A 26,001-nucleotide genomic window follows, 5' to 3' on the forward strand; every position below is an offset into this window, starting at 1 on the left:
ATCACCCTAGGGGGTTCCCCAGAGGGTTCCCCTGGACGTCCCATTCGAGGTGCTCGATGTAGCGCAGCAGCACGCCTTCGCGAAGGGCCCAGGGGGAGACCTCGAGCTCGTCCACCCGCATGGCGGTCATCGCGGTGTGCAGCGCGACGGCCGCCGCGACGATCTGGAAGGTGCGGTCGGGCGTGATCCCCGGCAGCTCCTGCCGGGCGGAGGCGGGCAGCCGCGCCAGTCGCGGGATCCAGGACCCCAGGGAGGCCCGCGGCAGCAGCACCCGCTCGGCACCGGCCCGCCCCGCGGCGGGGTAGCCGACGAGCCGGGCGAGCGACCGGATGGCCTTGGACGATCCGGCGACGTGATCCGGGCGCTCCTGTGCGGTGAAGGCGGCGGCGATCGGGGCGATGGTCTCGGCGGCGTGCGCGCGCAGATGCTCGACCGCCTCCTCGCCCGGCGGGTCGTCCGGGAGGAACTGCACGGTCATGCGGCCGGCGCCCAGGGGGACGGAGGCGGCAAGGTCGGGGAGCTCCTCGGCGCCGGTGGCGAGCTCGAGAGACCCTCCGCCGATGTCGAACAGCAGGATGCGGCCCGCCGCCCAGCCGAACCACCGGCGCACGGCGAGGAAGGTCAGCCGCGCTTCCGTCTCGCCATCCAGCACCTGCAGCTCCTGGCCGAGCGCCTCCTCGATCCGCGCGATGACCTCGGCGCCGTTCGCCGCCTCCCGGACGGCGCTGGTGGCGGTGGCCAGCAGCGCGTCGACCCGCTCGTGCTCGGCGACGCGACGGGCTTGCGCGACGGCGGACACCAGCGCGACGACGCCCTCCTCGCTGATCGCCCCGGCGGGGGTGAGGTAGCGCATGAGGCGGACGATGGTGCGGTCGCTCGTCGTCGCCAGCGGCCGCCCGCCGGGGTGGACGTCGGCCGCGAGCAGATGCACGGTGTTGGATCCGATGTCGAGGACTCCGAGGCGCACGTGTCGAGGATACCGGTGCCGGGGGCCGCCACGCCCGGCACCGGCGCGCGGATACGATGGAGCGCGTGAGCTCCGACCCGACCGCGCCGCTGTCGCCGTACCGCCGCATCGATCGCGCGGACTGGGCGCGTCTCGCCGCGGACCTGGACCAGCCCCTGACCGAGACCGAGGTCGTGGAGATCCGCGGCATCGGCGATCGCCTCGACCTGACCGAGGTCCGCGAGGTCTACCTGCCCCTCAGCCGTCTGCTGAGCCTCTACGCGACCTCGACCAAGCGGCTGGGCGCCGCGACCAGCGACTTCCTGCAGGAGGACGACGAGACGACGCCGTTCGTGGTGGGCGTCGCCGGATCCGTGGCCGTCGGCAAGTCGACGATCGCGCGCCTGCTGCGCGAGCTGATGAGCCGCTGGCCGGGCACGCCCCGGGTGGAGCTGGTGACCACCGACGGGTTCCTCTACTCCAATGCCGAGCTCGAGCGGCGCGGCCTCATGGAGCGCAAGGGGTTCCCGGAGTCCTACGACCGTCGCGCGCTCCTGGAGTTCCTCACCCGCGTCAAGAGCGGTGCGGAGGAGGTCCGCGCGCCCTTCTACTCGCACATGCGCTACGACATCGTCCCGGACGCGCACGTCGTGGTCCGTCGCCCCGACGTCGTGATCGTCGAGGGGCTCAACGTCCTGCAGCCCCCGCCCGCGCCCAACGACGTCGCCGTGAGCGACCTGTTCGACTTCTCGGTGTACGTCGACGCCGAGCCGAACGATATCGCGCAGTGGTACGTGGAGCGGTTCCTGGCGCTGCGCCAGGGGGCGTTCACCAACCCGAGCTCGTACTTCAACGTGTTCGCGCACCTCACCGACGAGGAGGCGGTGTCCACCGCGATGGGGTACTGGAACGAGATCAACATGCCCAACCTCGTCGAGAACGTGATGCCGACCAGGCACCGGGCGACCCTGGTGCTGAACAAGGGCGCGGGGCACTCGGTGGAGAGCGTGCTGCTCCGCAAGCTCTGACGCGAGGGCCGGCCAGAAGTTCGTTCGGAGCCTTCGCAAAAATGCGGACGTAGCCTTGACCCCATGTGTGGAATCGTCGGATACGTGGGTCCCCGTTCGAGCGAGGACGTCCTGATCGCCGGACTCGCCCGCCTGGAGTACCGCGGCTACGACTCGGCCGGCATCGCCGTGATCGATGGCGACGGCGCGCTCGGGATGCGCAAGAAGGCCGGGAAGCTGAACATGCTCCGCGACGAGCTCGTCGCGCACGCGCTCGCACCCGGCACGACCGGGATCGGGCACACGCGCTGGGCGACGCACGGTGGCCCGACCGACGTCAACGCCCATCCGCATCTCGCGGACGATGACCGGCTCGCCCTGATCCACAACGGCATCATCGAGAACTTCGCCACGCTCCGCGCCGAGCTCGAGGCCGAGGGCGTCGTCTTCCGGTCCGAGACCGACACCGAGGTCGCCGCCGCGCTCCTCGGGCGGGAGTACCGGCGCACCGGAGACCTGCAGCAGGCCTTCCGCGCGGTCGTCAACCGCCTCGAAGGCGCGTTCACCCTCCTCGCGATGCACCAGGACCAGCCCGGCCTCGTCGTCGGTGCGCGCCGCAACTCGCCGCTGGTCATCGGCCTCGGCGAGGGGGAGAACTTCCTCGGCTCCGACGTCGCCGCCTTCGTGGAGCACACCCGGCGCGCGCTCGCGATCGGCCAGGACCAGATCGTCGCGATCACGCCCGACGCGGTCGTCGTCACCGACTTCGAGGGCAACGCCGTCGAGCCTGAGCCGTTCGAGGTGTCCTGGGACGCCGCGGCGGCCGAGAAGGGCGGCTGGCCGAGCTTCATGGCCAAGGAGGTCGCCGAGGAGCCCGAGGCCGTCGCCAACACGATCCGCGGACGGGTGCAGGACGGTGCCGTCGCGATCCCGGAGCTCGACGGCCTGGACGAGCTGTTCCAGAGCATCGACCGGATCATCATCATCGCCTGCGGCACGGCCGCCTACGCGGGGATGGTGGGCAAGTACGCCCTGGAGCAGTGGGCGCGCGTCCCCGCCGACGTCGAGCTCGCCCACGAGTTCCGCTACCGCGACCCGGTGATCGGGGAGAACACCCTCGTCGTCTCCATCAGCCAGTCCGGCGAGACGATGGACACGCTCATGGCCGTGAAGTACGCCCGCGAACGGGGTGCCAGGACCCTCTCCATCTGCAACACCCAGGGCGCCACGATCCCCCGCGAGTCGGATGCGGTGGTCTACACCCACGCCGGCCCCGAGGTCGCCGTCGCCTCGACCAAGGCGTTCGTCGCGCAGATCACCGCGCTCCTCCTGCTGGGCCTGCACATGGGCCGCATCCGCGGTGCGCTGGAGGACAGCGCGGCGGAGGTCGCCGAGCTCGAGGCGCTGCCCGCGAAGATCGCGAAGGTGCTGGAGGGCGAGCAGGCGCACGTGTCGCAGCTGGCCGGATGGATGGCCGACACCCGCTCGGTGCTCTTCCTCGGCCGCCACGTGGGCTTCCCGATCGCGCTGGAGGGCGCGCTGAAGCTCAAGGAGATCTCCTACATCCATGCCGAGGGCTTCGCCGCCGGCGAGCTCAAGCACGGTCCTATCGCCCTCATCGAGCCGGGTCAGCCCGTGTTCGTCATCGTCCCGTCGCCGCGGCACTCCGCCCTCCTGCACGCGAAGGTCGTCTCCAACATCCAGGAGATCCGCGCCAGGGGCGCCCGCGTGATCGTCATCGCGGAGGAGGGCGACGCCGCGGTGCTGCCCTTCGCCGACGAGGTGATCCGCATCCCGCTCGCCGGAGCGCTGTTCGAGCCGCTCCTCGCCGTGGTCCCGCTGCAGATCTTCGCCATGGCGCTCGCCACGGCCAAGGGCCTGGACGTGGACCAGCCGCGGAACCTCGCCAAGTCCGTCACCGTCGAGTAGCCGCCGGCTCCGGGCGGGTCTTGGCCTGGCGGGTCGAGGTACGGATGGCGGGAGATTCCCCGTCCGGCCGGGGCTTCGGCCTCCGGTCGCCCGCCATACGGGGAACGTCCATGCATCTGTCCCGATCATGCGCGGGCTCGGGCCAGCGCGGCGAGCACGGCCTCGACGACGGTCGGCCAGTCGTGGATGATCATCGCGTAGTCGAAGCGCAGCGTCTCGTATCCGAGCCGGGAGGCGACGGCGTCGCGGTGCAGGTCGTGGTGCCGTCGGGAACGGCTCTCGTGGTTCTCCCGTCCGTCCGCCTCGAGCACGATCCGCCCCTCGATCACGAAGTCCACGCGACCGACGCCGGAGAGCCAGACCTGGCTCTCCATCCGGATCCCGAGCAGGTGCAGACGCAGTCTCACCAGTGATTCGATCCCGCTCTGCGCATCCGCCCGGGCGAGGTCCACCAGCCATCGCGCCGATGCCGGGATCGCGGCGCGGACGCGGGAACGTGCGGCCGCGCCGAGCAGGCGGGCGTTCCATGCGGACTCGAACGCCGCGAAGAAGTACTCCCCACCGTGGCAGTCGTACGCGTGCACGAGCGCGAGCTCGACCGGGGCGGCGCCGAGGCGCATCCTGCCAGGGCGGAAGTGGGCGACGCAGTCGCACCGGCCATGATCGTGGACGCGTCCGCCCGCGCCGAGCCACACGTGCGTGCCCTCGTCATCGTCGAGAGTCCACACGCCGTGGTGGCGGAGCGCGCCGCCGCAGGTCAGTGCGCCGCCGTGGGCGGCCGCGGCGACGATGTCCGGTGGCGCGGACCGCGCCGCGAAGACGCCGGGACGGACGCGCAGGATCTCGCCGCGGTGGACGGCGCCGGAGAGGGCCTTGCGCGTGCAGCCGTGTGCGGCGAGCTCGCTGCCGCGGGCGACCCCGCCTCTGATCATGAGGAGCGAGTGAGGATCCAGCATCCGCCGATCCTGATCGATGGACGGGCGTGCGTGACCCGCCTGACCCGCAACCCGTGGAGAACCCCGCTGGCAACGGTCCTGTGGAGGGCGGAGCAGATGGCGGGAGATATCCCGGACGGCGGCCCGGGCCTGCCCCGGATGGCCAGCAGCCGGGGGAACTCCATGCATCCGGCCCCCGGATGGCTGGGGCAGGACGGGCAGGGCAGGGCGGGACGGGCAGGGCAGGCGGGGCGGGACGGGCCGGGGAGACGGGGCGCCGGTAGGCTGATCCGGTGATCATCGGGACCGGAATCGACCTCGTGGACATCGCGCGGTTCGAGCGGACGATGGCCCGGACGCCGAAGCTACTCGAACGCCTGTTCGCGCCGGCCGAGCGCGGCCTGCGGATGCACTCGCTCGCCGCGCGGTACGCGGCGAAGGAGGCCCTGATCAAGGCGCTCGGCGGATCGGACGGCGTGCACTGGACCGAGATCGAGGTCGCCTCGGAGCCCTCGGGGCGCCCGCTGTTCGTGCTGTCCGGCTCCACCGCCGACGTCGTGCGGGACCGGGGGATCACGACGATGCACCTCACCCTGAGCCACGACGCGGGCCTTGCCACCGCCCTCGTCGTCGCCGAGGGACAGCCCGCCGCCCCGACCGCCGAGGAGCCAGGATGACCGTGCCGTTCCGCGAGGCCACGATCGACCTCGACGCCGTCAGCGACAACGTCCGCCATCTCCGCCGGCTCACCGGCGTGGACGTGATCGCGGTGGTCAAGGCCAATGCGTACGGGCACGGGTCCGCGGCCGTCGCGGTCGCGGCCCGCGCCGGTGGCGCGTCGCGCATCGGCGTCGCCACGATCGAGGAGGGGTTGGACCTGCGCCGCCAGGGCGTGAACGGTCCGATCCTCGCCTGGCTGCACGCGCCGAACCGGCGATTCGACGACGCCGCGGAGGCCGGGCTCGAGGTGGGGGTGTCCTCCTTCGACCAGCTGGAGGCCGTCGCCGCGTCCGCCTCGGTGAACAGCCCGCTCGGCGTGCACCTCAAGGTCGACACCGGCCTCTCCCGCAACGGCGTCGCCCCGGGCGACTGGGGCCGGGTGCTCGCCGAGGCCGCTCGTCTGGAGCGGATCGGGCGGATCCGCATCGTCGGCCTGTTCAGCCACGTCTCCAATGCCTCGGGCGACGAGGACCGCGCCGCGCTCGGGGAGTTCCAGCGGGCCGCGGAGATGGCCGAGGCCGCCGGCGTCCGTCCCGAGATCCGGCACCTTGCGGCGACCGCCGCCGCGATCGACCTCCCGGAGACCCGCCTCGACGCGGTGCGCATCGGCATCGGCGTGTACGGGCTCTCGCCGTTCGATGACCGCTCCTCCGCCGACCTCGGCCTCCGTCCGGCGATGACCCTCCGCGCCGCGATCGCCGCGGTGCGCCGGGTCCCGGCGGGAACCGGCGTCTCCTACTCCTACGTCCACCGCGCCGAGCGCGAGACGACGCTCGCCCTCGTGCCGCTCGGCTACGCGGACGGCGTCCCGCGCCAGGCCTCCGGCCGGGGGCCGGTGCTGATCGGGGGGAAGAGGTTCCCCGTCGCCGGACGGATCGCGATGGACCAGTTCGTCGTGGACGTGGGCGATCACGCCGTCTCCGTCGGCGACGAGGCGGTGCTGTTCGGCGATCCGACGCTCGGCCACCCCTCGGCGACCGAATGGGCGCGGGCGGCGGACACGATCAACTACGAGATCGTCACGCGCATCGGCGCGCGCGTGCCGAGGCGGACGGTGTCGTGAGCGACCGCGGGGTGCCGCTCGGTCGGCGGGAGATCCTGACGGCGGAGGCGATGGAGCAGCTCGGCCGCGAGATCGGCGCGCAGCTCGTCGCGGGGGACGTCATCGTGCTGACCGGCCCGCTCGGGGCGGGGAAGACCACCTTCACCCGCGGGCTCGCCGAGGGGCTGGGCGTGCGCGGTCCCGTGCAGAGCCCGACGTTCGTGCTCGCACGGACCCATCCGTCGCTGGTCGGTCGCGCGCCGCTCGTGCACATGGACGCCTATCGGCTCGGATCGGCTGCGGAGCTCGACGACCTCGACGTCGATGTCGCGGGATCCGTCGTCGTCGTCGAGTGGGGGCGCGGCGTCGCCGAGGAGCTCGCCGACGAGTGGTGGGACATCGAGCTGGAGCGGCCGATCGGCGGCGGCGCCGACGTCGTGCCCGACGAGGAGCTCGACGCCGACGCCCCACGGCTCGTGACGATCCGCCACATGCCCTGATCAGTTACCGCCGACTACCCTGGAGGAGTGATCCTCGCCGTCGACACCTCGCTGGGCTCGGCCGTCGCGCTCATCGGCGCCGACGGCGCGACGATCGCCGACGTCTCCAGCGCCGACGCCCTCGGGCACGCCGAGGCGATCGGCGGCCTGCTGTTGCGGGCGCTGGAGGCCGACGACGCGCATCGCCCGATCGCGCACGTCGTGGCGGGAATGGGACCGGGGCCCTTCACCGGTCTCCGGATCGGCATCGCCGCCGCCCGCGCCTTCGCGCTGGGGCGGGGGATACCCGTCGTCCGGGTCCCGAGCCACGCCGCCGCGGCGCTCACGGCGATCGAGGGCGGCGCGCAGGCCGGGCCGTTCGCGATCGTCACCGATGCGCGTCGCCGCGAGGCCGCCGTGACCGTGTACGAGGGGCTGGACGTGGACGGCATCCCGCACGCCGTCGTCGACACGGTGCTGGTGCCGCGCGCCGAGGTCGAGGAGCGGCTCGGCGCGATCCGGTGCGTGGAGGTCTCCTCCCTCTCCGCCGCGGCGCTGGCGCGGGTGGGGCGCCGGGCGATCGCCGCCGGCCGCTCGCTCACCGGGCCCGAGCCGCTGTACCTCCGCGCCCCGGATGCGCGCCCGCCCGCTGCGCCCAAGCGGGTCGGCTCATGATCCGCCCCGCGACGCCCGCGGACCTGGCGGCGATCATGGCGCTCGAGCACGCCGCCTTCCCTGGCGACGCCTGGAGCGAGCAGTCCATGTCGGCCGAGCTCGCCGGCGCCCACGGCCACTACGTCGTCGACGAGGAGGACGACGGGCGGGTCGTGGGATACGCCGGGCTCCGCGCCGTCCAGGGATCGAGGGACGCCGACATCCAGACCATCGCGATCGACGCGGCCCATCGCGGCGAGGGACGAGGACGCGGCCTGCTCCGCGCGCTCGTGGCCGTGGCCGCCGAGCGGGGCGCGCGCGAGGTCTTCCTCGACGTCCGCGCCGACAACATGCCGGCGATCGCCCTGTACGCCTCGGAGGGGTTCGAGGAGATCGGACGCCGTCCGCGCTACTACCGACCGGACGGCATGGACGCGATCGTGATGAAGGCCCCGCTCACCCGCGGCGCGGCGGGAGCGCCCGTCGGGAAGGAGGCCTCCGCATGAGCGCTCCGCTGGTGCTCGGGATCGAGACGAGCTGTGACGAGACCGGGATCGGGATCGTGCGCGGACGCACCCTGCTGTCGAACACGATCGCCTCCAGCATGGACGAGCACGCCCGGTACGGCGGGGTCGTCCCCGAGGTCGCCGCCCGCGCGCATCTGGAGGCGCTGGAGCCGTCGATCCGCGCCGCGCTGGACGAGGCGGGCGTGCGGATGGAGGACCTCGACGCCATCGCCGTCACGAGCGGGCCGGGGCTCGCCGGCGCCCTCATGGTCGGGATCGGCGCGGCCAAGGGACTCGCCGCCTCGCTCGGCAAGCCCCTCTACGCGGTGAACCACCTCGTCGGGCACATCGCCGCCGACATCCTCGACCGGGACGCGCCGCCGCTGGAGTATCCGACGATCGCCCTGCTGGTCAGCGGCGGTCACACCTCCCTCCTGCACGTGCGCGACCTCACGTCCGACGTCGAGCTCCTCGGCGAGACGATGGACGATGCCGCGGGCGAGGCCTTCGACAAGGTCGCGCGGCTCCTCGGCCTGCCCTATCCCGGCGGACCGGAGATCGATCGTGCGGCCGCGGACGGCGACCCGCGGGCCATCGCCTTCCCCCGCGGGCTGTCCCGCGCCTCGGACCTCGCGCGGCATCGCTACGACTTCTCCTTCTCGGGCCTGAAGACCGCGGTCGCCCGGTGGATCGAGCGGGCGGAGGCCGCAGGGGAACCGGTCCCGGTGGCGGACGTCGCGGCGAGCTTCCGGGAGGCGGTCGTCGATGTCCTCGTGACCAAGGCGCTCGCCGCGTGCGCCGACCTCGGCGTCCCCCGACTCCTCCTCGGCGGCGGCGTCATCGCCAACCGCCGTCTGCGCGAGCAGACGCTCGCGCGCGCCCAGGCGGTCGGCGTCACCGTGCGCATCCCGCCACTCAGCCTCTGCACCGACAACGGCGCGATGATCGCGGCGCTCGCCGCCGAGCTCATCTCCTCGGGCCGTCGCCCCTCCACGTTCGCCTTCGGCGCCGACTCGACCCTGCCCGTCACGGAGATCCAGGTAGCGGAGATCCCGGTGGTTGAGGCCCCGGTAGCTGAGACCCCGGTGGGCGCGATCGAGGACGGCGGGACCGGGGCATGAGCGGCAGAGGCGACGCGGATCCGGCCCGGTACGCGAAGCTGCCGACCGCGCCGTCCGCCGTGACCGTGGAGAGCGGACCGGATCTGAGCGACGGGGGAGTCGTCCCCTCCTCGCCCGAGTGGACGCCCTCCGACGGGAGGGCGGAGCGGCCGGCCCCGGACGAACCGCGGCTCGCGCCCTGGGCGCTGCTGGCGGCGCTCGTCGCGCTCCTGGCCTCGTTCTTCGTCGGCTGGGGGATCCCGGTCGCGGTGATCGCGGTGATCGCGGCGATCATGTCGCTGCGCCACCCGTCGGAGAGCAGGACGATGGCGGTGTGGGCGCTCGTCCTGGGGGCGGTCGCCTGCCTGTACAGCGCCGGATGGCTGGTCTGGGCCGCCTACGGATTCGGTCTGTTCGGCACCTGAGCCGTCCGAAGGGGGAGAGATGGGCACGGACGACGAGGTCCGCGAGCGGCAAGAGCTCCAGCGACGCGCGTACGGACCACGCGGTACGGCGCTGACGGCCGAGGAGGAGGCGAGACTGCGCCGGTTGCAGTCCGTGGCGGGCGGATCCGGGAGCGAGCCGGGCGGATCCGCGGCGCGGACAGTCGATGCGCACGAGAGCGCCCCCGACGACGCCCCGGCGCGTCGGGATACGGCTCGTGACGACTCGGCTCGCGAGGGTGCGGCTCGTGACGACTCGGCTCGCGAGGGTGCGGCTCGGGAGGATTCGGCGCATGAGGGCCCGGCCGCCGATGACGTCGCGGCGGGGAGCGAACCTCCGCCGTCTCCGCCGTCGTCTCGACCCCCATCTCGGACGCGGTCTCGGTGGGTCGGGCCGGGATGGCCTCGCCCGCGGGTGCTGGGCATCGCGGTGATCGCGCTGCTCGCGGTCGGCACCCTGATCGGCGTCTCGATCCCTCGCCCGCCCGACATCTCTCTCCCGCTCACGTCCGAGCAGGAGGAGCGCAGGGACAAGCTCCTTCGGAACTCCGAGGAACTCGATCGGGGGTCGATCGCCCTGCTGGCCGTCGAGGGTGAGGCGCTGCTCTGGTTCGGGACCCGCAACGACGGGGCGCTGCTGTGCGGGATGCTCGACATCGAGGGGCAGGCCGTCCGTTCGGCGTGCTCGGCGAAGAACGAGATGAGGAACAGCATCGTCTACATGCCGGACTACAGCGACGGCACGACGACGGGGACGAGCTATGACGCGCAGCTGCTCCTGAGCGGGTCGGGCGTGCCCGCCGGCGTGCTGCAGTCCTACGAACGGGGCGAGGATCTGTGGAAGTACATGGGGCTCACAACCGCGGAGCGCCAGACCGCCGAGCGGCTGATGGCCGACGACAGGGAGTCCCACCCCTCGATCGTCGGGTATCTCGGCGCCATGCCTATTTGGCTCCTCTCCTCCAGGGAGGAGAGGTGCCTGCTGGTCGAGACCGCGACCGACGGCGACGTCCGCAGCTGCATCCCGGCCGCGCCGCGCCAGGAGCTGACGATCGGCGCCGGATCGTCGACGGAGGCGATGACCATCGAGCCCGAGCAGCGGATCACGCTCGGCATGCCGGGTGAGGACGGGCGCGACGCCGCCCTGCTCGAGCTGCGGTTCAAGCAGGGTCAGATGCCGTATCTGACCATCACCATCGGAGAGCCCCCGCCCTTCTGGGGCACCCGCATCGAGTGACGGCATCGGCGGCGAGCGACGGCTTGAAGGAGCGACTTCGAGGAGCTACGGGGCCGCTCAGAGGCGGTCGGCGAGGATCGCCTGCCTCCGGTCCCCGATCCGGACGAGGATGAGCGTCGCCTGCTCCGACCCCTTCAGCGTCAGCTTCCTGCGGAAGGCAGCGGGGTCGACGTCCACGCCGCGCTTCTTGATCTCCAGCCGGCCGACGTCGGCCGCGCGCAGGGCGGCGCTGATCGTCTTGGGGTGCATCGGCAGCACCTCGCGCACGCGGAACGAGGCCGCGAACGGGCTCTCGGCGGGGGCATCGGACGTGAGGTAGGCGATGTGCTCGTCGAGCATCCCCGCGTCCATCCCCCTGGCGAGGTCGCCGATGAGCCGCGCCCGGATCACCGCGCCGTCCGGCTCGTGGATGTAGGCGCCCAGCTCGCGGACCCCTTCGTCCGGCGCGTCGGCGGCGGCGGTGAGCTCATGCGTCTCCTCGCCGCGGATCACGGTGGCCGCGCGGCGGATCCCCTCCCGCGCGAGGGCGCCCGACCACAGCACGAGCTCGACGACGCTGCCGTCCGCGCTCACCCACTGGGCCTCGGAGTCGGCGGGCAGCGCGTCGCGATCGTGACCGGGGCCGAGCTTGATGCCCGTCGGAGTGCGCTCGGCGAGAGCGAGCGCCCAGTCCAGCGGAGGGGAATAGTCGGCGGCGGCGACCCGCGTGGTCTCGCGGTGTCCCGCGGTGCGGCGGGCGGGATCGAGCCACACGGCGTCGATCCCGTCGAGGTCCGTGTCCTGGGCCGTGCCGTGCCTGACCTCGGCGTCCTCCCCGAAGGGGGCGAGGTTGAAGGCGGCGAGGGCGGCGGTGATCTCATCGGCGTCCACCGCGGTGACCCGAAGTCCCGCCCCGGCGAAGGCGAGCGCGTCGCCGCCGATGCCGCAGCCGAGGTCAGCGACCCGGGAGACGCCCGCCGCACGGATCCGCCCGGCGTGCCGGGCGGCGACGCCGAGCCTGGTCGCCTGTTCGAGGCCGGCGCGCGTGAAGAGCATCCGGTCGGCGAACGGCCCGAACTTCCCCCGCGCCTTCGCACGGAGTCGCGCTTGTCCGACGACCGCCCCGACGAGGTCCGGACCGTGTCCGCCGGCGCGGAGACGCGAGACGGCGCGGGCGGCCTCGTCGGTCGTCTCGATCGGCCCGATCGCGTCGAGCAGGCGCAGACCTTCCGGGGTCAGCAGCGCGGTCAGCTCGGACATCTCCACGGGATCAGCCTAGGACGCCGGGGCGGGCGCGCTCGCGCGTCCGGACGGCTGGCACTCGCATTGCGGGAGTGCCAGCGTTGTGCCTAGACTGTCGTTAGCACTCTCGGGCTGAGGGTGCTAACGAGTCTTTGAACCGTCAAGAAAGAGGTAGACCGTGTCGGTTTCCATCAAGCCGCTCGAGGACCGCATCGTCATCAAGCAGGTCGAGGCCGAGCAGACCACCGCGAGTGGCCTGGTCATCCCCGACACCGCCAAGGAGAAGCCCCAGGAGGGCGAGGTCGTGGCCGTCGGTCCCGGCCGGATCGACGACAACGGCAACCGCGTTCCGCTCGACGTCGCCGTCGGCGACCGCGTGCTCTACAGCAAGTACGGCGGGACCGAGGTGAAGTTCGGCGCCGAGGAGTTCCTCGTGCTGTCGGCTCGCGACGTCCTCGCGGTCGTCGTCCGCTGACGCGACACCCTGAGAGCGAAGGGCCCGGATGCCTCGGCATCCGGGCCCTTCGCCGTCCCCGGCGGAACTCGGCCAGCCTCCCGAGGGATCCTGCCATTCCGGCCGCGACGCCGCTCCCGCAGATCCCGGGTCCCGTGCCCGGGAATAGGGTTGTCCGGTGACATCCCCGCCCCGCAGCGCCCAGACCGCCGGCGTCGCCTTCACGGCCGGCGCCTACCTCCTCTGGGGAGTCCTCCCGCTCTACTTCCTGCTGCTGGTCCCGACCGGGCCCTGGGAGCTGGTCGCCTGGCGGGTCCTGCTGTCGCTCGTGTTCTGTCTGATCCTCCTCACGGTGATGCGGGGGTGGCTGGCGCTGCTCGCCATCGTCCGTCAGCCCCGCCTGCTCGGGTGGACGGCCCTGGCAGGCGTCCTCATCTACGTCAACTGGCAGGTCTTCGTCATCGCGACCCTGTCCGGGCACATCATCGAGACGAGCCTCGGGTACTTCATCAACCCGATCACGATGGTGCTGCTCGGCGTCTTCGTGCTCCACGAGCGGATCCGCCCCCTGCAGTGGACCGCCATCGGCATCGCGTCGATCGCCGTGCTCGTGATCGTCTTCGCCTACGGCTCGTTCCCCTGGATCGCCCTGTCCCTGACCGCGTCGTTCGGGCTCTACGGCCTGGTGAAGAAGCGGATCGGCCCCGCGGTCGACGCGGTCAGCGGCCTCACGCTGGAGTCGTTCTGGCTCATCCCCGTCGCGGTCGTGCAGCTGGTCCTCGTCGGCACGACGTCGGGGATCACCCTCGGCACGGCCGGAACGACGCACGCCGTCCTCCTGGCCTTCGCGGGGGTGGCGACCGCCGTGCCGCTGCTGCTGTTCGCGGCGGGGACCCGCCGGATCGGGCTGACGGTGGTCGGGATGATCCAGTTCATCACGCCCATCATGCAGTTCATCGTCGGGGCCGTCCTCCGCGGCGAGCCGATGCCCGCAGAGCGCTGGATCGGGTTCGTCATCGTCTGGATCGCGATCGCCGTGTTCGTCGCCGACATGCTCCTCTCGGCGCGACGGGCGCGTCGGACGGAGATCGTCGAGCCCGTCTGAACCCGATCGTTAGCGCACCGAGACAAAGCGGCCGGGGAACGGGGTTCCGCGCGCTTTATGGTTGAGGCACCCGAGTGTGGTCGTCCGGAGACGCCCGACCACGTTCAGTCACGCAAAGGAGCATCATGAACGCACTCACGGGTTCGCGGGTGGCAAAGGCCCTCACGGGAATCGCGCTGCTCAGCGCGTCCGCCCTGGTGATCGCCGGCTGCAGCGGCACGTCCGGGGCGACGCCCACCGAATCATCCGGCGGGGGCTCGAAGCCCGCCGCCGACCTCACCCTGAAGCTGGGCTCGCTGCTGCCGGCGACCGGGACGCTCGCGTTCCTCGGTGCGCCGATGGAGGCCGGCGTCCAGCTCGCTGTCCAGCAGGTCAACGACGCCAAGGCCGGGGTGACGATCGAGCTGAGCAGTGCGGACGAGGGCGACCTCGACAACAAGTCGTACGAGACCTCGATCACCAAGCTGCAGAGCGAGGGCGTCACGGCCGTCGTCGGCGCCGCGTCGTCCAGCGTCAGCAAGCTCATCCTCGACGGCAACGTCGGCAGCGGCATCCTCACGGTCTCGCCGTCGAACACCTCGCCGGACTTCACCGGGATCAACTCGATGTACTTCCGCACCGCTCCGAGCGACCTGCTCCAGGGCGAGGTGCTCGGCACCCAGATCGCGGAGGACGGCAACAAGACGCTCGGCATCATCTACCAGAACGACCCGTACGGCTCCGGCCTGTACGAGGCGATCAAGGCGACGTTCGAGAGCACCGGCGGCAAGGTCGTCGCCGAGGCCTCCTACAACCAGGGCGACGGCCAGTTCGACGCCCAGGTGCAGACGATCGCCGCGGCGAAGCCCGATGCGGTCGCCGTCGTCTCCTACGAGCAGTTCAAGACCATCGCGCCGCTGCTCGGCAACGCCGGCATCAACACCGGCAAGCTCTACATGGTCGATGGGAACCTCTCGAACTACGCGGTGGACAACCTGCCGATCAAGCTCGAGGGATCCAAGGGGACGCGTGCCGGTGCCAAGCTCCCGGACGACTTCCTGGCGCAGCTGAACAAGGTCTGGACCGCGAGCGGTCAGAAGCCGATCAACGACGTGACCTACTCGGCGGAGGCCTATGACGCGGTCATCCTCATCGCGCTCGCATCGCTCAAGGCAGGCTCCGTCGCGGGCAAGGACATGGCGGGCAAGATGCGCGAGGTCTCCGGCGGCGAGGGCGACGGGAAGAAGTGCACCACGTTCGCCGACTGCGCCAAGATCATCAACGACGGCGGGACCGCGAACTACGACGGCCTCTCGGGGGAGATCACCTTCGACGAGAACAACGACCCGAAGGGCGCGGCCATCGGCGTCTACGAGTACGGCGCCGACAACAACAACACCAGGATCAAGTGATCACGACGATCCTCATCGGGTGAGGGAGGGGCTCCGGATCGATGATCCGGGGCCCCTCTTCCTGCGCCCCGGGATAGCCTGGCTGCGCCCGGGATAGCCTGGATCCCGCGGTCGGAAGGAGGGCGATGTTCGACAGCCCGCTCTCGGCGTCGGCGTACGAGGTGCTCGACGTCGACCCGTCCGTCGACGATGAGGGACTGCGTCGCGCCTACCGGCTGCAGCTGCGACGCGCGCATCCCGACGCCGGCGGAGACGCCGCCTCCTTCATCCGGGTGCAGCGCGCCTGGGAGGTCGTGGGGACGCCGGAGGGGCGCGCCGCCTACGACCGCGGACAGGGCATCGCCGCCTCCGTCGAGTGGAGCGGAGCCTCGCGCTCCGAGGGCGAGGCGGGCTCCCGCCCGCGGGCACGCTCCTACGGTCAGGCCGGCGGGTGGCATCGGCGACGGTATCTCGCCTCGGTCCGGGAATGGGCGGGTGCAGAGGTGCCGGACCCGTACGACCCCGCCTTCGTCCGCACCGTGCCACGCGAGCTCCGCCGGATGCTCGCCGACGCCCTCTCCGAGGAGGAGACAGCGCGCGCCGTGTCCGACCTCGGCATGGGGTTCACGGTCTGGCACGACGTCCTGACCATCCCCCGCGCGGGTTCGGGTGGGGCGGATCCGGAGGCGGTGGGGAAGCTCGATCACGTGGTCCTCAGCCCGACCGGCCTGTACGGCGTGCGCTCCGTCGATCTCGGCGGCGTCGCGCGTTTCCGCGGAGGGGAGATCATCGGCCCGCACACGGAGGCGGAGGCGCCGGTGACCGCGCTCCTGACCCGGATGCGGATCGTCGCGCGCGCGGCGCGCGTGCGGTTCGGCGGCGGCATCGTCGTGGTCCCCGACGACGCCCTCGCCCAGACCACCGTGCCGCTCGGCCTCGTCCGCGGGACGACCGTGGTCGTCGCGCGACGGAGCGCCCTGCGCACCGTCCTCCGTCAGGGCGCCCCCGGGGCCCGGGCTGTCGGCGGCAACGAGCTGTTCGATGTGCGGACCCGCCTCCAGCAGACCATCCGCTTCGCCTGAGCCGCCGTCAGGGCTTCGCGTCAGGCCTTCTTCAGCTCCTCGGCGAGCATCACGAGGATGCCGCTGGGGCCGCGGAGATAGGTGAGCCTGTAGACGTCCTCATAGGTCGCGACCCCGCGAAGCGGATGGCACCCGTGCCTCGCGGCGATCTCCAGGGCGGCGTCCAGGTCGTCGACCGAGAAGGCGACCCGGTGCATCCCGATCTCGTGGGGGAGCGTGGGCTCCGTCTCGATGGCCTCGGGGTGGATGTACTCGAAGAGCTCGAGGCGGCCGTGGCCGTCCGGCGTCTGGAGCATCGCGATCCTGGCATGGTTGCCGTCGAGCCCGACGGCGGTGTCCGCCCAGTCCCCGCTGACGGTGTCGCGACCGATGACCGTGAGGCCGAGGTCGGTGAAGAACGAGATCGCCGCATCGAGGTCCCGGACCGCGATGCCGACGTTCTCCAGCCTGATGGACATGCGCCGAGCCTAGGCCGCGTCCTGGCCCAGCGTCCCCAGGTAGAGACCGATGACCTTGGGATCGTTCAGCAGGTCCCGGCCCGAGCCCTCGTAGGCGTCCCTTCCCTGGTCGAGCACATAGCCGCGATCGCAGATCTGCAGGCATCGGCGCGCGTTCTGCTCCACCATGATGGTCGTGACGCCGGCCCGGTTGATGTCCGAGACGCGGATGAAGGCGTCGTCCTGGCGGACGGGGGAGAGCCCGGCGGAGGGCTCGTCCAGCAGCAGGACGGAGGGGTTCATCATCAGCGCGCGCGACATCGCGACCATCTGGCGCTCGCCGCCGGAGAGCGATCCGGCGCGCTGATTCAGTCGCTTGCCGAGCTCCGCGAAGATCCCGGTGACGAACTCCAGTCGCTCGGCATAGGCCTTGGGCCGCTGGTAGAGGCCCATCTGCAGGTTCTCGGCGATGGTCAGGGACGGGAAGACGTTGTTGGTCTGCGGGACGAAGGCGACGCCGCGCGCGACGAGCTTGTCCGCCTTCAGGCCGATGATGCTCTCGCCGTTGAGGGTGATGTCACCTCCACGGATGTTGACCATCCCGAACATCGACTTGAGCAGCGTGGACTTGCCCGCACCGTTCGGTCCGATGATGCCGATCAGCTCGCCCTGGCGCGCGACGAGGTTGGCGCCGTTCAGGATGTTCACGCCGGGCAGGTAGCCCGCGTGGACGTCGGTCAGCTGGACGACGACGTCCCGCGTGTCCTCGCCGGTCCCTGTCGAGGGGTCTGTCATGGCTTCTCCTCCTCCGCGTCCTGCGCGACGATCTCCTGCTCGGCCTCGGCCTCGATCTCCCGGCGGACCGCGGTCGCCTCCGCGGGGTCCACCGTCGGGATCCGGCCGGTGACGGCGCCGAGGTCCACGTCCTGGTGCGCGCCGAGATAGGCGTCGATGACGGCCGGGTCGTCCATCACCGTCTCTGGCGGGCCCTCGGCGACGACGCGGCCCTCGGCCATGACGACGACCCAGTCGGCGATGTGGCGGACCATGTGCATGTCGTGCTCCACGAAGAGCACCGTCATGCCCTGGTCCTTGAGGCCGAGGATGTGGTCCAGGAGCGACTGGGTGAGGGCAGGGTTCACGCCCGCCATCGGCTCGTCCAGCATCACCAGGTTCGGATCGCTCATCAGCGCCCGTGCCATCTCCAGGAGCTTGCGCTGGCCGCCCGAGAGGGAGGCGGCGAAGTCCTTCTCCTTGGCGTCGAGCTTGAAGCGGGCCAGGAGCTCCCGCGCCTTCGTCTCGATCTCCTTGTCCTGGCGGCGCCAGAGGAACGGGAACAGGCTCGTCCAGAAGCGCTCGCCGCGCTGTCCTGGAGCGCCCAGCTTCATGTTCTCCAGCACGGTCAGCAGCGACAGCGACTTCGTGAGCTGGAAGGTGCGCACCTGCCCCATCCGCGCCACCTTGAACGAGGGGACCCCCGCCAGGCTCTTGCCGTCGTACTCCCAGGTGCCGGTGTTCGGCTTGTCGAACCCGCAGAGCAGGTTGAACAGCGTGGTCTTGCCGGCGCCGTTCGGTCCGATCAGAGCCGTGATCGCGCCGCGGGGGATCTCCACATGATCGACGTCGACCGCGGTGAGGCCGCCGAAGCGCCGCGTGACCGCGTCGGCCACCAGGATCGGATCGACCTTCGCCACGCCGGGCGCCGCGGGTCCCTTGGCGAGGCCCGTGGTCTTGACGCGGCGGGCTGCTGCTCCCGTCGCGGCCGGGGCCGCCGGCTCCGCGGCCGGCGCGCTGTTCTCACTTGACAAAGGTCATCTCCCTCTTGTCTCCGAGGATGCCCTGCGGCCGGAATATCACGATGAGCATGAGCACGACGCCCACGAGGACGAAGCGGACGGTCTCCGCCTGCACGTTGGTCATCGGCAGGAAGCCCGCCGCAGCCAGCTGCGGGATGAGGTTGCCGAGGAATGCGAACACGACCCAGAACACCACGGCGCCGAGCGTCGGGCCGAACACGGTCGCAGCCCCTCCGAGAAGGAGGATCGTCCACAGGAAGAAGGTGAGGGACGTGGAGTAGCTGCCGGGGACGACGGCCGAGGGGAGCACGAAGACGATCCCGCCCAGCGCCCCGATGATCCCGCCGACGACGAGCGCCTGCATCTTGTACGCGAAGACGTTCTTGCCGAGCGAGCGCACGGCGTCCTCGTCCTCGCGGATCCCCTTGAGCACCCGTCCCCAGGGGCTGCGCATGAGCGCCCACACGAGGAAGACGGCCAGCGCCAGCATGATCAGGCCGAACACGCGATTCCAGAGGTCGTTCTCGTTGTAGGTCCACGGCCCGAACCCGTAGGTGCCGGGCGGGAACGGGTTGATGTCCCGGAAGCCGGTGCTGTAGCCGGAGAGCCCGCCGGCGGAGTTCGTCCACTTCTTGAAGACCTCGGTCAGGAAGAGGAGCCGCACGATCTCGGCGGCCGCGATCGTGGCGATCGCCAGATAGTCCGCGCGCAATCGGAGGGTGGGGATGCCGAGGACCAGCGCGAACAGCGCGCCGCACGCCAGGCCGATGAGCATCCCGAGCCACCAGGGGAGCCCGAAGCTGAGGACCGAGATCGCGTAGCCGTATCCGCCGACGGCCATGAACGCCGCCATGCCGAAGTTCAGCAGGCCCGCGTACCCGAAGTGCACGGCGAGGCCGGTGGCGGCCAGGGCGTAGGCGATCGTGACCGGGCTGAACAGATACGCCGCGGTGTTGCCGAAGATGCTGCCGAAGTCCATGCGTCAGCCCAGCCTTTCCTTGCGCCCGAGGAGTCCTTGCGGCCTCACCAGCAGGATCACGATCAGCGCGACCAGGGCGCTCGCGTACTTGAGGTCCGAGGGGATCCAGAGCGTCGAGACCTCGACCGCGATGCCCACGACGAGCGAGCCGATGAGCGCGCCGATGGCCGACCCCAGTCCGCCGAGCGTGATGGCGCAGAACATCAGCAGCAGCATCTGCATGCCCATGTCCCACTTCACCCCCGGACGGAAGTACGCCCAGAGGATGCCGGAGATCGCGGCGAGCACGCCCGCGAGGATCCAGACGATGCGGATCACGCGATCGACGTCGATCCCGGACGCCGCAGCCAGCTGCGGGTTGTCGGAGATGGCCCTCGTCGCCTTGCCGATCCGCGTGCGGGTGAGGAAGAACGCCATCGCGAGGATGGCGACGAGGCTCGTGCCCATCGCGATGAGGTCGATGTAGGACAGCGAGATCGGGCCGAACTGCATCGGGGTGGGGCTCGCGCCCTGCAGCTGGTAGGTGCCGCCGCCGATGATGTACTGCAGCGCGTAGCGGAGGGCGAGCGAGAGGCCGATGCTCACGATCATGAGCTGGACGACGCCCAGCCCCCGGCGGCGGAGCGGTCGCCAGAGCCCCGCGTCCATCGCCCAGCCCAGGAGCGCGCCGCCGATCACGGCGGCGATGATGCCGAGCCACAGCGGGAGGTTCCAGAGGGAGCTGACGATGAGGGCGACCACGCCGCCCCAGGTCACCATCTCGCCGTGCGCGAAGTTGGACAGCCTCGTCGTGCCGTAGATCAGCGCCGCGCCCATCGCGGCCAGGCCCAGCAGGAGGCCGAAGTTCAGCCCGCCCACCAGCCGGGAGAGCAGCTGATCGAGGAAGGAGGTGGTCTCGCGCTCTCCCTCTCCGAGGAAGAGGTTGATGATCTTCGTCCCGGTCAGGCCGAACTCCACCTGTTGGGAGGCCGACTCCCCGGCGACGATCACCCCCTTCGGCAGCGTCGACTCGTCGACGGTGAGCGTGTAGGTCGCCTTCTCGGGGACGTACAGGCGCCACTTCCCCTCGGCGTCGGTCTCGGTCTCGGCCTTGAACCCGTTGCCCTCGATCGCGACCACGACGCCCTCGATGGGTTTGTCGTCATGGGAGATGATCCCGGCGAAGTAGAAGTCCGTCTTCTCCTGGTCGTCCGCGAGCGCCGCAGCCGGCGCCTGAAGCACCAGAACCACGGCGGCGAGCAGCGCGCACACCAGTGCGACCAGCCATCGTCGGGCAGGGGTGATGGCGGTAGTCCCTTGTCTCACGCATCCTCCACGGTGAGTGCGTCTGCGGCGCATCGTTGCTCCGCAGGACTCTGAGCGTAACCCGAGAGCGGACGATCGCCTATCACGATGTGATCACCCTCGCGGATGCGACCTGGGGAGGGGAATGAACGCGACCTGTCGCGGCTTACAATTGACAAACGCGAGAGGAGCCCCCTATGGAGCAGCACGACCCGTTCGGATTCGTCGGACTCACCTACGACGATGTGCTGCTGCTTCCGGGGCACACGGACGTGATCCCGAGCGAGGCGGACACGTCCTCGCGGGTCACCCGCCGGATCTCCGTCGCGACGCCCCTGCTCTCCAGTGCGATGGACACGGTCACCGAGGCCCGCATGGCGATCGCGATGGCCCGCGAGGGCGGTCTCGGCATTCTGCACCGCAACCTCTCCATCGCCGACCAGGCCACGCAGGTCGACCGGGTCAAGCGCAGCGAGTCCGGCATGATCACCGACCCGATCACGACGACGCCCGAGGCGACGATCGACGAGGTCGACGCCCTCTGCGCCAAGTACCGCATCTCCGGCCTCCCCGTCGTCGACCCCGACGGGCGCCTGCTCGGCATCGTCACGAACCGCGACATGCGGTTCGTCTCCGGCTTCGAGCGCCAGACCACGCTCGTCCGCGACGTGATGACGACGGAGGGGCTCGTGACGGCCCCCGTCGGCGTCGCCGCGGGAGAGGTGATCGCGCTGTTCGCCCGTCATCGGGTGGAGAAGCTGCCGCTGATCGACGGCGACGGCAAGCTCGCAGGGCTCATCACCATCAAGGACTTCGACAAGAGCGAGAAGTACCCGCTCGCGACCAAGGACGACCAGGGGCGCCTGCGGGTGGGGGCCGCGATCGGCTTCTTCGGCGACGCCTGGGAGCGCGCCGAGGCACTGCGCGACGCCGGTGTCGACGTCCTCGTCGTCGACACCGCTAACGGACAGTCGCAGGGCGTGATCGACCTGGTGAGGCGCCTCAAGGCCGACAGCTCCTTCGACCACATCGACGTCATCGGCGGCAACGTCGCGACCCGCGAGGGCGCGCAGGCGCTCGTCGACGCGGGCGTCGACGCCGTGAAGGTCGGCGTCGGTCCCGGCTCGATCTGCACCACCCGGGTCGTCGCCGGCGTCGGCGTCCCCCAGGTCACGGCCGTGTACGAGGCCTCGCTGGCCGCCGCCCCCGCCGGCGTCCCGGTGATCGCCGATGGCGGGCTCCAGTACTCGGGGGACATCGCGAAGGCGCTCGTCGCCGGTGCGGACGCGGTGATGCTCGGCTCCCTCCTCGCCGGGACGGACGAGTCCCCGGGGGAGATCGTCTTCCAGGCGGGCAAGCAGTTCAAGCAGTACCGGGGCATGGGCTCGCTCGGCGCGATGCAGACCAGGGGCAAGCAGACCTCCTATTCCAAGGACCGGTACTTCCAGGCGGACGTGCCCAGCGACGACAAGCTCATCCCCGAGGGGATCGAGGGACAGGTGCCGTACCGCGGTCCCGTCTCGGCCGTCGCCTATCAGCTCGTCGGCGGCCTCCGGCAGTCGATGTTCTACGTCGGCGCGCGCACGGTCGAGGAGCTGAAGCAGCGGGGCCGCTTCGTCCGCATCACCGCCGCCGGGCTGAAGGAGTCCCACCCGCACGACGTGCAGATCGTGGTCGAAGCGCCGAACTACAAGAAGTAGCCGGCCTGCCTGGGGGGCACGTGCGGTTTCTTACCGTTGGCTCCCTGGGCTGGCGGCTTCCGAGGCTGGTGGGCGTCGGTGCCCCGGCGTAGCCTGTGCGGCATGTGCCGGAGCATCCACACCCTTCACAACTTCGAGCCCGCCGCGACCTCCGAGGAGGTGCAGGTGGCCGCGTTGCAGTATGTGCGCAAGATCGCCGGGAGCACCAGGCCCTCGAAGGCAAATCAGGAGGCATTCGACCGCGCCGTCGCCGAGATCGCGCATGTGACGCAGCATCTGCTCGAGGAGCTCGTCGCGACGACGCCGCCGAAGAACCGTGAGGAGGAGGCGAAGAAGAAGCGCGCCAAGGCGATCGCCTCCGGCCGCTACGCCGCCTGACCGTCCCTGACCCTCCCTGACCTCTCTGTTCCGGGATCGTCCGGCGTTCTGCGTCCGCGTCGTCCCATGCCGGATGCACGATCGTGGTGCGTCTGCACGGCCGATCGGCCGGATCGGTCGTGCGTCCGTGTCCGGGTCGTGCATCCATGTCCGGCCCGGCGCGAGGGAGTTGCGGATCCGAGACGTCCTATGACGGCGGATGACCCGGGATTGCGCCGTATGACGCGGAGCCGGCGCGGTGCCGCCGGCTCCCGCTACGGTCGCGCCATGACCCTTCTCCAGGACTCCACCGCCATCCCCGAGATCGCCGCCGAAGAGCGCGCCCGTCGCCTCACCGACGCCGGCGCCGCCTGGGCCGAACGCATCGACGCCGACCCCTCGAACGCCGCGCTCACCTACAAGGTCACCGGGCGGGGGATCGGGTCCGTCGGGACCGAGATCCGCGCGGGCAAGCACCGCTTCCTCGTCGACGAGCCGGCGGGACTCGCCGGCGACGATGCGGCGGCGAGCCCCGTCGAGTATGCGCTCGGCGCCCTCGTCTCCTGTCAGGTCGTGGTCTTCCGGCTCTACGCGCAGGCACTGGGGCTCACGATCGACGACATCCGGATCACGGCCGAGGGCGATCTCGACGTGCGCAAGCTCTTCGGGATCGACGAGTCCGGTCGTGCCGGATTCCACGATGTTCGGGTGCGCGTGGAGGTCACCGGCCCCGATACTGCGGAGGACTACGAGAAGCTCCGCACCGTCGTCGAGGAGCACTGCCCCGTGCTCGACCTCTTCGTGAACCCGGTGCCGACCTCCGGCGCCCTCGCCTGAGCCGGTCTCCGCCCCCTTCCTGCCCTGCTGACCCCGCCGTGCTGGTCCCGTCTCGTTGGTCCCGTCCCGCTGTTCCCGGCCCGCTGGTCCGTTCCCGTCGCGAAATCTGCCGTCTTTTTCGGCCCGATGCGGCAGATTTCGCGACGGGAACGGAAAGGTATGCGGCGCAAGGGCGGGACGGACACAGGACGCGGGCATAAGGCGACGCGGCGCGAGGCGACGGATGGGACGCAGGGCGACGGGACGCGGGCACAAGGCGACGGGTGGGACGCGATGCGGCGCAGGACGCGGTGCAAGGCGACCAGACGCGGCGCAGGGCGGCGGGTGAGGAGGGACGCGGGACGTGGGCGGGGGACGGCGGGGCGTGCGGGAGCCGATAGTCTGTAAGGCTCGCGACCCTGCAGGACGACGGCGGGCGGAAGGACGGCTCCGCCGTGGGATACATCGACGTGACAGGCGTCTCGCTCACCCTGCCCGACGGGAGGCCACTGCTCGACGAGGCGGCGTTCCGGGTCGGCGCGGGATCGACGAGCGCGCTCATCGGGCCGAACGGCGCGGGGAAGTCGACGATGCTGCGGATCATCCGCGGTGAGATCGCGCCCGACGCCGGCGTGGTCACCATCGACGGGTCCCTCGGCGTGATGGACCAGTTCATCGGGCACGGCGAGGCGGGGACGACCGTGCAGGACCTGCTGATCCGGGTCGCGCCGGCGCGGATCAGGGCCGCGGCGGAGGCGCTCGAATCCGCCGAGAACGCGCTCATCGAGAACGACGAGCACGACACCCAGATGCGCTACGCCACGGCGATCGCCGAGTATGCCGACGCCGGCGGGTACGAGCACGAGACGGTCTGGGACCAGTGCACCGTGGCGGCGCTCGGCATCCCGTACGAGCGCGCGCGGTTCCGTGACCTCGGCACCCTGTCCGGCGGCGAGCAGAAGCGCCTGGCGCTGGAGGCGCTGCTGCGCGGGCCGGACGACGTGCTCCTCCTCGACGAGCCGGACAACTACCTCGATGTCCCCGGCAAGCGATGGCTGGAGGAGCAGCTGCGGGAGTCCCCCAAGACCGTGCTGCTGGTCTCGCACGATCGCGAGCTGCTGGCACGGGCCGCGGACCGCATCGTGACGCTGGAGCCGGGCGGCGCCGGGGCGACCGCATGGGTGCACGGCGGCGGCTTCGCCACCTACCATCAGGCGAGGATCGATCGGATGGACCGCCTCGACGAGCTCCGCCGGCGCTGGGACGAGCAGCACGAGAAGCTCAGGACCCTGGTGGCGACCCTGAAGGTCAAGGCGTCGGCCAACGACGGCTTCGCCTCGCGCTACCAGGCCGCGCAGACGCGTCTGCGCAAGTTCGAGGAGGCGGGCCCTCCCGAGGAGCGCCCGCCGTCGCAGGAGTTCGACATGCGGCTGCGCGGGGCGCGCACGGGAAAGCGCGCCGTGGTGAGCACGGGCCTGGAGCTGACCGGTCTCATGCGGCCGTTCGACGCGGAGATCTGGTTCGGGGACCGCGTGGCGGTGCTCGGTTCCAACGGCTCGGGCAAGTCGCACTTCCTGAGACTCCTCGCGCGGGGCGGCAGCGATCCGGATCCGACCCACGGGCACCTCACCTCTGCCGGCGAGCGGCTCGGCCCGGTCGCCCACTCCGGGACGGCCGTGCTCGGCGCCCGGGTGGTGCCGGGCCTGTTCGCGCAGACGCACGCGCATCCGGAGTTCGTCGGGCGCACGCTGCTGGAGATCCTCCACCGCGGTGACGAGCGGCGTGCCGGGATGCCGCGCGACGCGGCGAGCTCGGCGCTGGACCGCTACGGCCTCGTGCGGCAGGCGCAGCAGGGCTTCGACCAGCTCTCCGGCGGCCAGCAGGCGCGCTTCCAGGTGCTGCTGCTGGAGCTCTCCGGCGCGACCCTGCTGCTCCTCGACGAGCCGACGGACAACCTCGATCTCGAATCGGCGGAGGCGCTGGAGGACGCGATCGCGCGGTTCGAGGGGACGGTCGTCGCCGTCACCCACGACCGCTGGTTCGCGCGCTCCTTCGACCGGTTCCTCGTCTTCGGCGCGGACGGCGCGGTGTACGAGGCCGATGAGCCGGTCTGGGACGAGCGCCGCGTCGCCCGGGCGCGGTGACGGGCAGGGCGAGGCGGGCGGGGTGACCGGCACGGTGAGTCGGGTGTCGCGGGCGGGCCTCTGGTCCGGATGGCGGGCATGACCCCGGATGGCGGGCCGGATCCGGGCGGTCTGCCCGCCATCCGGGGATTCTCCCGCCATCCGTCCCGCGCATGGGCGCCATCGGGGCGCCATCCGTCCCGCGCGGGGGCGGTCAGGGCTCCGCGGAGGATGGTTCCGAGGGGGCCGAAAGGCATCCCGGGTAGGGTGGAGGCGTGA

At 71.3% G+C, this 26,001-nt stretch carries 26 protein-coding genes; 18 read left to right on the plus strand and 8 right to left on the minus strand.

What is annotated here, in order from left to right:
• Position 1: 1 nt before the first annotated feature.
• Positions 2 to 967 carry a Ppx/GppA phosphatase family protein gene (locus J2Y69_RS09300; protein ID WP_310019904.1) on the minus strand — a complete coding sequence of 322 codons (966 nt, stop codon included), beginning with the start codon at positions 965 to 967 and terminating at the stop codon, positions 2 to 4.
• 56 nt (positions 968 to 1,023) lie between these two features.
• Here J2Y69_RS09300 and coaA point away from each other — a divergent pair, with 56 nt between their 5' ends.
• Together coaA and glmS are read left to right on the plus strand one after the other, a co-directional pair.
• On the plus strand, positions 1,024 to 1,974 hold the full coding sequence (coaA, locus tag J2Y69_RS09305) for a type I pantothenate kinase (protein WP_396653066.1): 951 nt from the start codon (positions 1,024 to 1,026) through the stop codon (positions 1,972 to 1,974).
• A 63-nt stretch (positions 1,975 to 2,037) separates the two neighbouring features.
• Entirely contained in the window at positions 2,038 to 3,882 is a 1,845-nt protein-coding gene (glmS, locus tag J2Y69_RS09310; protein ID WP_310019907.1) for a glutamine--fructose-6-phosphate transaminase (isomerizing), read from the plus strand.
• Positions 3,883 to 4,007: 125 nt separating this feature from the next.
• On the opposite strand, the gene J2Y69_RS09315 is transcribed toward glmS, so the two are convergent.
• A complete protein-coding gene (locus J2Y69_RS09315) occupies positions 4,008 to 4,838 on the minus strand; it encodes a DUF559 domain-containing protein (RefSeq protein WP_310019909.1) in 831 nt (276 codons plus the stop codon).
• A 272-nt stretch (positions 4,839 to 5,110) separates the two neighbouring features.
• On the opposite strand from J2Y69_RS09315, the gene J2Y69_RS09320 reads away from it, so the two are divergent.
• The 8 genes from J2Y69_RS09320 to J2Y69_RS09355 all read left to right on the plus strand — a co-directional run bounded on the left by J2Y69_RS09320 (position 5,111) and on the right by J2Y69_RS09355 (position 10,998).
• The gene (locus tag J2Y69_RS09320) at positions 5,111 to 5,494 is read left to right on the plus strand and encodes a holo-ACP synthase (RefSeq protein ID WP_310019911.1); all 384 of its coding nucleotides are present in this window, start codon (positions 5,111 to 5,113) and stop codon (positions 5,492 to 5,494) included.
• The gene (gene alr, locus J2Y69_RS09325; protein ID WP_310019913.1) at positions 5,491 to 6,600 is read left to right on the plus strand and encodes an alanine racemase; all 1,110 of its coding nucleotides are present in this window, start codon (positions 5,491 to 5,493) and stop codon (positions 6,598 to 6,600) included. The genes J2Y69_RS09320 and alr overlap by 4 nt, the downstream gene beginning before the upstream one ends.
• 50 nt (positions 6,601 to 6,650) lie before the next feature.
• On the plus strand, positions 6,651 to 7,079 hold the full coding sequence (gene tsaE, locus J2Y69_RS09330; RefSeq protein WP_310020058.1) for a tRNA (adenosine(37)-N6)-threonylcarbamoyltransferase complex ATPase subunit type 1 TsaE: 429 nt from the start codon (positions 6,651 to 6,653) through the stop codon (positions 7,077 to 7,079).
• Positions 7,080 to 7,106: 27 nt separating this feature from the next.
• Positions 7,107 to 7,733 (plus strand): tRNA (adenosine(37)-N6)-threonylcarbamoyltransferase complex dimerization subunit type 1 TsaB, encoded by a 627-nt coding sequence (tsaB, locus tag J2Y69_RS09335; RefSeq protein ID WP_310019915.1) that lies wholly within the window; start codon positions 7,107 to 7,109, stop codon positions 7,731 to 7,733.
• Positions 7,730 to 8,218, plus strand: coding sequence for a ribosomal protein S18-alanine N-acetyltransferase (gene rimI, locus J2Y69_RS09340; RefSeq protein WP_310019917.1), 489 nt, complete (start codon positions 7,730 to 7,732; stop codon positions 8,216 to 8,218). Before tsaB ends, rimI begins: the two co-directional genes overlap by 4 nt.
• Positions 8,215 to 9,339 carry a tRNA (adenosine(37)-N6)-threonylcarbamoyltransferase complex transferase subunit TsaD gene (gene tsaD, locus J2Y69_RS09345; RefSeq protein ID WP_310019920.1) on the plus strand — a complete coding sequence of 375 codons (1,125 nt, stop codon included), beginning with the start codon at positions 8,215 to 8,217 and terminating at the stop codon, positions 9,337 to 9,339. The genes rimI and tsaD overlap by 4 nt, the downstream gene beginning before the upstream one ends.
• Complete coding sequence (locus J2Y69_RS09350) at positions 9,336 to 9,743, plus strand: hypothetical protein (protein ID WP_310019921.1); 408 nt, start codon at positions 9,336 to 9,338, stop codon at positions 9,741 to 9,743. Before tsaD ends, J2Y69_RS09350 begins: the two co-directional genes overlap by 4 nt.
• 433 nt (positions 9,744 to 10,176) lie before the next feature.
• Positions 10,177 to 10,998 (plus strand): hypothetical protein, encoded by an 822-nt coding sequence (locus tag J2Y69_RS09355; RefSeq protein ID WP_310019923.1) that lies wholly within the window; start codon positions 10,177 to 10,179, stop codon positions 10,996 to 10,998.
• A gap of 57 nt (positions 10,999 to 11,055) precedes the next feature.
• Here the strand turns inward: J2Y69_RS09355 and J2Y69_RS09360 are convergent, their stop codons facing one another.
• A complete protein-coding gene (locus J2Y69_RS09360) occupies positions 11,056 to 12,243 on the minus strand; it encodes a class I SAM-dependent methyltransferase (RefSeq protein WP_310019925.1) in 1,188 nt (395 codons plus the stop codon).
• A 154-nt stretch (positions 12,244 to 12,397) separates the two neighbouring features.
• On the opposite strand from J2Y69_RS09360, the gene groES reads away from it, so the two are divergent.
• The 4 genes from groES to J2Y69_RS09380 all read left to right on the plus strand — a co-directional run bounded on the left by groES (position 12,398) and on the right by J2Y69_RS09380 (position 16,230).
• On the plus strand, positions 12,398 to 12,694 hold the full coding sequence (gene groES / locus J2Y69_RS09365; RefSeq protein ID WP_231090549.1) for a co-chaperone GroES: 297 nt from the start codon (positions 12,398 to 12,400) through the stop codon (positions 12,692 to 12,694).
• A 157-nt stretch (positions 12,695 to 12,851) separates the two neighbouring features.
• On the plus strand, positions 12,852 to 13,778 hold the full coding sequence (rarD, locus tag J2Y69_RS09370) for an EamA family transporter RarD (protein WP_310019928.1): 927 nt from the start codon (positions 12,852 to 12,854) through the stop codon (positions 13,776 to 13,778).
• A gap of 125 nt (positions 13,779 to 13,903) precedes the next feature.
• Positions 13,904 to 15,169: an ABC transporter substrate-binding protein gene (locus J2Y69_RS09375; RefSeq protein WP_310019930.1), complete on the plus strand. Its 1,266-nt coding sequence runs from the start codon at positions 13,904 to 13,906 to the stop codon at positions 15,167 to 15,169.
• 125 nt (positions 15,170 to 15,294) lie between these two features.
• Positions 15,295 to 16,230 (plus strand): J domain-containing protein, encoded by a 936-nt coding sequence (locus tag J2Y69_RS09380; RefSeq protein WP_310019933.1) that lies wholly within the window; start codon positions 15,295 to 15,297, stop codon positions 16,228 to 16,230.
• 20 nt (positions 16,231 to 16,250) lie between these two features.
• On the opposite strand, the gene J2Y69_RS09385 is transcribed toward J2Y69_RS09380, so the two are convergent.
• From J2Y69_RS09385 to J2Y69_RS09405, 5 genes are read right to left on the minus strand one after another with little or no spacing between them, the layout of a single operon-like run.
• A complete protein-coding gene (locus J2Y69_RS09385) occupies positions 16,251 to 16,688 on the minus strand; it encodes a VOC family protein (protein WP_310019935.1) in 438 nt (145 codons plus the stop codon).
• A 9-nt stretch (positions 16,689 to 16,697) separates the two neighbouring features.
• On the minus strand, positions 16,698 to 17,462 hold the full coding sequence (locus tag J2Y69_RS09390; protein ID WP_310019936.1) for an ABC transporter ATP-binding protein: 765 nt from the start codon (positions 17,460 to 17,462) through the stop codon (positions 16,698 to 16,700).
• A complete protein-coding gene (locus J2Y69_RS09395) occupies positions 17,459 to 18,475 on the minus strand; it encodes an ABC transporter ATP-binding protein (RefSeq protein ID WP_396653067.1) in 1,017 nt (338 codons plus the stop codon). The genes J2Y69_RS09390 and J2Y69_RS09395 overlap by 4 nt, the downstream gene beginning before the upstream one ends.
• The gene (locus tag J2Y69_RS09400) at positions 18,465 to 19,442 is read right to left on the minus strand and encodes a branched-chain amino acid ABC transporter permease (protein ID WP_310019938.1); all 978 of its coding nucleotides are present in this window, start codon (positions 19,440 to 19,442) and stop codon (positions 18,465 to 18,467) included. Before J2Y69_RS09400 ends, J2Y69_RS09395 begins: the two co-directional genes overlap by 11 nt.
• Positions 19,443 to 19,445: 3 nt before the next feature.
• Positions 19,446 to 20,705, minus strand: coding sequence for an ABC transporter permease subunit (locus J2Y69_RS09405; RefSeq protein WP_396653071.1), 1,260 nt, complete (start codon positions 20,703 to 20,705; stop codon positions 19,446 to 19,448).
• A gap of 218 nt (positions 20,706 to 20,923) precedes the next feature.
• Between J2Y69_RS09405 and guaB the strand changes: the two genes are divergently transcribed.
• The 4 genes from guaB (at position 20,924) to J2Y69_RS09425 (ending at position 25,743) form a co-directional block, all read left to right on the plus strand.
• Positions 20,924 to 22,426, plus strand: a complete 1,503-nt coding sequence (gene guaB, locus J2Y69_RS09410) for an IMP dehydrogenase (RefSeq protein WP_310019941.1) — start codon at positions 20,924 to 20,926, stop codon at positions 22,424 to 22,426.
• Positions 22,427 to 22,528: 102 nt separating this feature from the next.
• Complete coding sequence (locus J2Y69_RS09415) at positions 22,529 to 22,804, plus strand: DUF2277 domain-containing protein (RefSeq protein WP_310019943.1); 276 nt, start codon at positions 22,529 to 22,531, stop codon at positions 22,802 to 22,804.
• 267 nt (positions 22,805 to 23,071) lie between these two features.
• Positions 23,072 to 23,620, plus strand: a complete 549-nt coding sequence (locus tag J2Y69_RS09420; RefSeq protein WP_310019946.1) for an OsmC family protein — start codon at positions 23,072 to 23,074, stop codon at positions 23,618 to 23,620.
• 434 nt (positions 23,621 to 24,054) lie between these two features.
• Positions 24,055 to 25,743: an ABC-F family ATP-binding cassette domain-containing protein gene (locus tag J2Y69_RS09425; RefSeq protein ID WP_310019948.1), complete on the plus strand. Its 1,689-nt coding sequence runs from the start codon at positions 24,055 to 24,057 to the stop codon at positions 25,741 to 25,743.
• The last annotated feature ends 258 nt before the right edge of the window (positions 25,744 to 26,001 follow it).

The organism is Microbacterium resistens (genome assembly GCF_031456305.1).
GTDB lineage: Bacteria > Actinomycetota > Actinomycetes > Actinomycetales > Microbacteriaceae > Microbacterium > Microbacterium resistens_A.